The sequence below is a fragment of the Frankia sp. CoBUL1 genome, from assembly GCF_978021245.1.
The window spans coordinates 1-7708 of record NZ_CDXDOS010000162.1; the positions used below are offsets into that span (position 1 = coordinate 1).

At 69.8% G+C, this 7708-nt stretch carries 7 protein-coding genes; all 7 read right to left on the minus strand.

The window, feature by feature from the left end:
* Positions 1-73: 73 nt before the first annotated feature.
* Entirely contained in the window at positions 74-661 is a 588-nt protein-coding gene (locus AC08OX_RS12295; protein ID WP_476607947.1) for a hypothetical protein, read from the minus strand.
* Between the two features lie 173 nt (positions 662-834).
* Positions 835-2115 (minus strand): protein kinase domain-containing protein, encoded by a 1281-nt coding sequence (locus tag AC08OX_RS12300; protein WP_476607948.1) that lies wholly within the window; start codon positions 2113-2115, stop codon positions 835-837.
* Between the two features lie 535 nt (positions 2116-2650).
* Positions 2651-2932 (minus strand): hypothetical protein, encoded by a 282-nt coding sequence (locus AC08OX_RS12305; protein WP_476607949.1) that lies wholly within the window; start codon positions 2930-2932, stop codon positions 2651-2653.
* Positions 2933-3029: 97 nt separating this feature from the next.
* Complete coding sequence (locus AC08OX_RS12310; RefSeq protein ID WP_476607950.1) at positions 3030-5294, minus strand: helix-turn-helix domain-containing protein; 2265 nt, start codon at positions 5292-5294, stop codon at positions 3030-3032.
* Entirely contained in the window at positions 5291-6406 is a 1116-nt protein-coding gene (locus AC08OX_RS12315) for a tyrosine-type recombinase/integrase (RefSeq protein ID WP_476607951.1), read from the minus strand. Before AC08OX_RS12315 ends, AC08OX_RS12310 begins: the two co-directional genes overlap by 4 nt.
* A 171-nt stretch (positions 6407-6577) precedes the next feature.
* Complete coding sequence (locus tag AC08OX_RS12320) at positions 6578-7096, minus strand: C40 family peptidase (RefSeq protein WP_476607952.1); 519 nt, start codon at positions 7094-7096, stop codon at positions 6578-6580.
* Complete coding sequence (locus AC08OX_RS12325) at positions 7060-7503, minus strand: hypothetical protein (protein WP_476607953.1); 444 nt, start codon at positions 7501-7503, stop codon at positions 7060-7062. Before AC08OX_RS12325 ends, AC08OX_RS12320 begins: the two co-directional genes overlap by 37 nt.
* Positions 7504-7708 lie beyond the last annotated feature (205 nt).

Sequence of the window (7708 nt, forward strand, 5' to 3'; positions counted from 1 at the left end):
GGGCTCTACCCACTCACCCCACCCCCACATGATCCAATACCGGAAAGATCGACTTAAGCTTCACGGCATCGCCTCAGGAGTCGTACTGGCGCCAGACCCTGGCAAGGTCTGTCGAATCATTGTCGGTGACAAGAACGCCGATGAGGAAGTTATCGGGATCGGCCCAGACCAGGGCACGCTGCGTCGAGCTCCAGGCGAAGATATGCGTGCTGGCCGCGGGCGTCTCCTGCCCTTCCCTCCGGGCTGCCGGTGCATCGAAATAGTGCGGTGCGACCGCCTCATACTGCCCGCGCTTTGTGAAGCTGGCGAACATGACCGTGAGGGTCCCGCCGATGCTGCAGTAGAGGCTGTGGGTGGGTGCCACCGGCTCGGCTGGAGATGCGGGGAAGCTTCCCGTCAGCAGGGTCTCGTCGGCGCCGGTCCGGCAGGTGACCCAGCCGGGATATGCGTCCCAGCCAGCGACGAACGCCCGCATGGCGTCGTCGTCGGCCAGCTCGCTCGGTACGGTGGGCAATCCGATGATGCTGGCGTCCGAGGCGCTGCTGCTCGGGGAGCTGCGGTCGCTCGGAGCGTTGGTGCCGCTTTGCGAGCCAGTGCCATTGTGGCGGCTTGTGAGAATGACGATCATCGATGCGCTGATCAGAGCAAGCAGCGTAAGCACGGTGGTGATCTGTCGTCGCGGGGTGCCCCAGGCTCGCCGCGGGCGCCCACGGGCGCGTCCGGTGCGGAAATGTTCGAGATCCCGGCTGGATGCGGCTCCGTGGCGAGGGCCACTGCGTGTCGACTCACCGCTCAATGCAGCCCGGATCCGCGGGTCGATCATGGGGCGCTCAGCTAGAGAGCGGCGAAGAGCCGCGCGGCCGGGACTCGGCGGCGCAACGCCGCCGCGACTGTCGCCGCGCAGTGCTGCTCGCGACTGGCGAACCAGTCGCCGATGGCCTGGCTAACCGGCAGGCTAGTCATCTCGCCGACCAGCTCGGTGATGGCATCAACGGCCAGGTCCAGCAGGTCCCAGTCATCCAGCTCGTCGGCCTGGTTCGCTACGTCCAGCAGCCAGCTGATGACCCGGTCGTTCGCCCCGTCCCCGGTGCCCGGCACCTGCTCGTCGGAACACGCGGCTCTCAGTGCCGACACGACCTCCCGCGCGACCGGCAGATCCGCGGTGAGCGCGCGCCGGAGCGGCTCACCCGTGAGGCGTGCGGCCACCTGACCGAGCAATTCGTCGTCGCCTTGGCCCGAGGCGAGAAGCTCGAACAGTTGCCCGGGCGCCGCCGCGTCCCCAGCGGTCGCTGCGGCCAGCAGCCGTCGACCGCGTTCGGTGGGCGAGGCGGTCGTTCCGTCCAGCTCGGACCGGATCAGCAGGAGAAGATCGTCGGTCGTCGGCGGCCGGCGGTCCGGTGACCGGTGTGTCGACTGCCAGACGATAGTCCGCCATGGCCCGTCGGGGAGCAACGGCTCGTACCGCCGGGGCCAGGTGCCGGTCAGGGCCCACGCGATGATCCGTCCGATGCTGTAGACGTCGGCTTGTGGCCCGACGGCGTGCGCGTCGTCGTACATCTCGGGGGCGGCGAATCCGTCGGTGCCGAAGGAACTACCCGTCTGGGTATGACGGGGATCGCTTGATTGCCCTCGTGGCCGGCGCCCGAGCCCCCAGTCGCCCACGACCCAGTCGCCGTTCAGTTCCAGAACGTTTCGCGGATTCAGATCGCGGTGGATCCAGCCCTCGCGGTGCGGTTCGCGCAGTGCCAGGCAGACAGCGGTCACCAGGCGGCGCAACTCGACTGGGTCGGCGAGTATCGCCACTCGAGACTCCGCAGTGGCGTCGGCGAGTGGCATGACGAGCCAGTCCTCGCCGGAGTCGAGCACAGGCATGACGTGCGGGAGCTGGCCGAATCGGCGGCCGGCCTCGACTTCACGGCGCATGCGAGAGAGAGCGGCTGCGTCGCGGAAGCGGAGCTGCTTCACGGCTACCCGTTGCCCGGTCGCCTTGTGTCGCGCGCCGGTGACCTTCGCCTGACCGCCGATCGCGATCGGCGCCGGATCCAGTGCGTAGTCCTTGCGGTTGTTGCGCGAGACGATGCCTGCACTGTCGGTCTGCCGAAGTGGATCGGTCACGGCGGGAACCGGTCCGGCGTGTCCCAGCGCGAACGGGCCGTTCGCCGGGTGCTTCCTTGGCAGTGGGAATGTGGGACGCGGCGTGATTCCACCGGCAGTCATTCCTCCACCACGGCGCCCAGATTCCGATCTGATCCGCCATCGCCGCCGGTCCGGGCGAAGGCGCGCAACAAAGGCCTGCGGGTCGTGGCGTTCGGCGCGAGTCTGCCATACCGATCGATGGCAAGAACAAGTGGGCCGGTCGGGCGAGACCTCGCCTCGTCGTGCCCAGCTCCTCCGGCGTGCTCATCGATGATCGCTATAGCCATGGATGGCGGCTCAAGCTCGTACCGGTCGGTTCGGCGAGTGGCGAGGAGCTGTACGAGCGCGCGCTGACCACGGTCGACGCGTTGCCGCCCGCGCCCATCGCGCCGGCGGAGCGCCTCCGGCACCAGACCTTCCTGGCGTCGCTGTTCGATCTGTTGGGCCAGGACGTCGTGCTGATCTCCGGGCCGTGTACGATGCCAGCTCGCCGCACTCGGGCGAGGAGGGTTGGTCAGGGGCCGGGAGAGTCTCGCTCGGCGAGGTAGAGGGCCCAGTCATGGGCTGCCTGCTGGGTCCAGGCGGTGGCGATGTGGAGATCCAGCAGGCTCGCGAGGATCGGGGCGGGTAGGTCCGCGGCGAGCGTCATCAGCGCGGCGTTGCGAGCGTGCCGCGCATGCGGCAGTCCGTTGTCGCGAAGTGCCTGGTAGACCACGTCACGGGCCGGCCGGCCGGGAAAGCCGCCGGGGAACAGCCAACCTGTTGCTGGCGGGGTACTGCGGCCGAGAACAGCCACCGTTCGAGCGGTGTCGCGTTGGGCGAGCAGCAGGTCGGCGACGGCCGGAGGGAGAAGCAGCCGGTGTGCTCCCAGGCGGACCAGGGTCCGATTGCCCTCACGGTCGATCTGGTCGGCGTGTAGAGCCGAGATCCGGCTGACGGGCAGGCCGTAGAGCAGCAGGAGTGCGGGCGTGCAGGCAGCGGCGTAGGTGGGTCCACCGGTCGTCTTCGCTGATCGCGGTGACGATGTGACGGGGTCGCCGTTTCGGGATCGTCACGTCGCCGGTGAGGCGTCGGCTGCGGGCCCAGTGCAGGAACTCGCGGGCTGGGTAGGCGCTCTCGGCAGGCTGTTCAGTCAGCCAGCGGTCGACGTCGGCCTGGGTGAGATCGGTGAGTGTCGTCTGTTGGTCGTCGATCCAGGCGAGCAGGCGGAGCGCGGCGCGGATGCGGGTGCGGGTGCGGGCCCAGCCGGCGGCGTGCGGGGTGAATGGCCGGGCGGGTAGCCGGTGGCGGGCTCGGCGCAGGATCGCCCAGTGCGCCCAGGGACGGATCAGGCTGCTGTGGACGGTGGGCAGCGTGGTGAGGAGGTTGTCGAGCCAGGGGCTGAGGCGTTCGAGGTGGTCGGCGCGGTCGGGCAGGACGCCGACGTGGATGAGGGTCTGGCGCAGCCGGTGCAGGGCGAGGGTCTGGGGCCAGGTGTCCAGCAGCTCGTGGCTGGGCGGAGCCTCCGCGTCAGCGAGACGGTGAAATAGCCATTCGGCGGGCCCACCGGGTCGTAGCCAGGTCAGGATGGCGTCGGGCGCGTCGGTGTTGGCCAGGGCGGTCGCCAGCGGGCGCAGCTCGGGACGCATGGCGTCGTTCGTTCCGGTGAGCAACTCGTTGGCGCGGCGGGCTGCCAGGCAGCGTTCGCACATCCCGTCACGGGGCACGAACCCGGCGCGTCCGCAGACCGGGCAGTCGTAGTCGACGTTCAGGCCGGCGCACCGGCCGCAGATTCGCTGGCCTTGCTGGTCGAGGCCGACGAGCACTTGGGTGCGTTGGCAGTCGGGGCAGGGGGCGGGGTGGCGGCGTGTCCAGGCGTAGCAGGAGGCGCAGACGCTGCCAATCGGCCAGGTGGCGATGATCCGCCGGTCACGTCCGCACCGCGAGCAATGCCGGGTGGCCGCAGGTCGACAGCGGGTGCAGAGGCGGGGTCCGCCGTGGGCGCCGGTTGTGGCCAGCTTCCCGATCAGCCCGCAGGCGTCGCAGACGCCGAACAGGGTGCGGCGGTAGCACGCCTCGCACAGCCCCGGCTGACCGTCGCGGGCGCGGACCTTGAGCCGACGCTCTCTTCCGCAAAGGCCGCAGCGCGACGGCGGCCGGCAGGCGCCGCATAGCGGTTCGCCGGTGTCGGTGCGGGCGGCCTCGACGGCGGATCGGGCACAGCCGGCGCAGATCACGCGGGGTGTTTCGTAGCAGCGCCGGCAGATCGGCTGCCCGTTCGGCCGCGCCGCCGGCGGCGCCCCGCGTCCGCAGCTGGCGCAGGTCTCCCAGCTGGCGGGGTCGCGGTTCCAGCAGTTCTGGCACACCGGTGTCCCGTCGGGCTCGTGGGCCCGGACCGAGTTGCGTCGGCCGCAGCGCCCGCACACTTTGGTCTGCCGGCGTCCTGCGCACCGGGCACAGATCCGGCAGCCCTCGGCCCGTTGCGGCAGGGCTGCCGCGACCTGCTCGCAGTCGACGCAGGCGGGCACCACGACCGCGTATCCCGCCTGGTGCAGCGTGTACGCGAGCCGGATGAAGACAGCAGGCACGTCGGAGCTTCCTGACCGCAGCGCGTCCGGGAACGCGGCGAGATGGTCGTCCAACCAGGCCAACCGCGCGTTCACCGTTCCCGCGACCGCGTCGAGGTGACGGCAAGCCTCGACCTCCGTCATCCGAGGGACGACAGCGACGAGCCGCCCGGTCAAGGCATGCAGGACCGCCTGGCGATCGACAGGCGGTCGCCGGGCGGAACGGGCCGCCGGCCCCCGAAAAGAGCTCGTCGAAACTCCCGGCCGGTCGGGTGTCATAGTCCCCCCGGCCGGCGGATCGTGGTGCGCCGCAGCCCCGCCGGCGCCCCGCCCGCGGCCCGTCTGCCCGCGGATGCCTGTCTTCGCGACCTGCTCGGCGACCGCCACGACCTCGATCAGGTCGTTCGGTGTGCAGCCGAGCACGTCACACAAGGCGGCGAAGGTGTCCATCGACAGCCGCTGCGGTGGCTGGGTCACCAGTCGGAAGACCTGCTCCCGGGACAGGTGCACGCCGCGTTCGGCCAGCAGCGGCACCAGATCGGACGTCTGGAACAGCCCCTTCTCCGCCATCCGGGTCCGCAGATGCCAGCGGATACTCGTCGTCCGGGTCACCGGGGTGTCTCCCACAGGTCCTCGAAGCGGCGCAGTGACTTCTCCAGCAGCCGGTTACGGAACTCGTCCGACACCGACGTGTAAATCGCGGTCGTCGAAGCGTAGGAATGCCCAACCTGCTGTTGCACGAACAGCGGCGGATAACCGAACTCCAACAAATGCGTGACATAGCTGTGCCGCAGCGAATGCAAATCCAGCTCCTCCGGCAGTCCTGCCGTCCGCCGCACCAGACCGAACAGGTCATCGAGATGGCGGACGGCGATCCGGCCGCGCCGTTCGGTCACCCACAGGGCAGGATGCTGGCCGGGATCGAACTGCGGACGCAGCTGCTCGCACCAGTCGTCGAGCAACTCGACGACCCAGTCGAACTCGGGCACGGTCAGCACCGTGCGCCGTTTCGGCGGGCTGCCTCGCGATGCCTTGCCCCACCGCACCTGCACCGACCCGAACCGGCCATGGGCAGTGGCACGTGGGTTCCGGCGGAAGTCCACAACGTCAAGCAGGGCAGCTTCCCGCCGCAGGCCGTAGGCGTACACCGTCTTGAGTGCAACCGCGTCCCGGTACGCCGCCAGCGCGCTCTTCCGACCCCGGGTGCGGATCTCCTCGACGCGGGCGTCGGCGGCATCGAACAGCGCCTGCACCTCGTCGTAGGTCAGCGCCCGCCGCCCTGGCCGGCCTTCATAGTCGACCCGGTGCGCGACGGTGTTCCACTCGTGGCAGATCTGGCTCGGCACCGCCCCGAACCGCCGCTCGCACTCGACCGGCCAGCCATACCGGGCGTCGGTAACGAACTCGCAGAACAGCCGCACCGTCAACTGGTAGGCCCGCACCGTCGACGCCGCCCGCGGGCTCGCTCCTGAGACCAGCTCGGAGGTGAACGCCTCCACCTCACCCGGGGTCCACTCCCACGGGTACTGGTTCGTGAAGGCCGCGAACCGGCGTACGAGATCGAGCCGAGCCCGGATCATGGCCGGCCGCAGAAACCGGCTCTGCTGCTGACGCGACCAGCCTTCCAACATCGCCGCAAACACCGCCGCCGCTGGATCGAAATGCGCAACCGTCGCATCCAGTACAAGGTACGCAGCGCCGGGCAGATCGACACGCTGCGCCACGGCCACCTCCTGTTGCATCCGATGCATCATCGTTGCATCGGACGTCGCCACCGGCGTATAGCCGTCGGAGGGCGGCGTGTCGCGATAGACTCGGACTTGTGGCGCTCCGAAAGTCCGGTATTGCCGCTTTTCGGGCCGCTCGTCGGGTGTTGCATCTGGTCCGAATAAATCTCAGTTGCCCGGCCTTGTCGCCCCGAAATAGTCGTCCCCTTCCCACCTATACAGGGCGATTTTCACTACCTTGCCGCGTCCTGGAGCGGTGATCATCTGCTCGTTTCCGATGTAGATCGCAACGTGGTGGATGTTGGTGGCGGTGCCGTAGAAGACGAGATCGCCGATCTGGAGTGGCTCCTCGGGCGGGACGACGGGTCCGGCCTCGTACTGGGTCTGTGCGGTGCGGGGCAGGTTGATCCCGGCGGCGAGGTAGGCGGCCCGGGTGAGTCCGGAGCAGTCGAAGCCGCCTTCGGCCGGGCCGTCCCCGCCCCACAGGTAGGGGATGCCGAGCTGGCCCTGGGCGTAGACGACGGCGGCGTAGCCAGCGTCGGACGATGCGGTGTCGGCTCCGAAGCCGCCGGTCGAGCTGTACTGGGTGGCCTGGGTGACGACCTGGGCGATGTAGGCGTCGGAGTTGTTGTACTGCCACAGCGCCCCGGTCAGATCGGTGGCGACGTGGTTGTCACATAGGTACACCGCAGCGGCGTAGACCGCGTCGTGGGCATTGTAGAGCGACGGCGGGTGCGCGCCGCCCGCCGGCAGGGGGTGGCGGGCGACGACGTCGGCGAACGTCGGGCGAGGAACTGCATGGGCCTGGCCGCGCCAGCGGAATTGGTACCGCTGGCTACGCCCGGCATCCGACTGCGACCGTGATCACTTTCGGTTTTGCCGATGGCGGCGAGCGTGCTCCAGGACAGGCCGGGGCAGGTTGCTGCGGCCTGCATGTAAAGGTTCAGGTAGTCAGGCGGTATGTCGGCGAGGGCGGTCTGGCTGGGGCTGCCGCCGCTGGTGTAGCCGAGGAACCAGCCGGCGACCGGCGCGCAGAGGACGCGTTCGGCCAGCTGGGCGGCGGCGGCGCCCATGAGCACGATGAGCAGGACCACCGCGGCGACGGCGGCGGCGAGGTATTTGGTCGTGGCCGCTCACCCCCGGTACTCGGCGGGGGGCATCGGCGCGGGCGGTCGCAGGCCCGCCCCGGCGGGTATGGCGTCCGGTCGGTCGGATACTGGTGCGGGTGCGGGCAGCCGGGGCCAGGCCCGGGGCAGCTGGTCGAGGGTGAGCCGGCCGGCGCGGCTGGCGGCGAGGGGC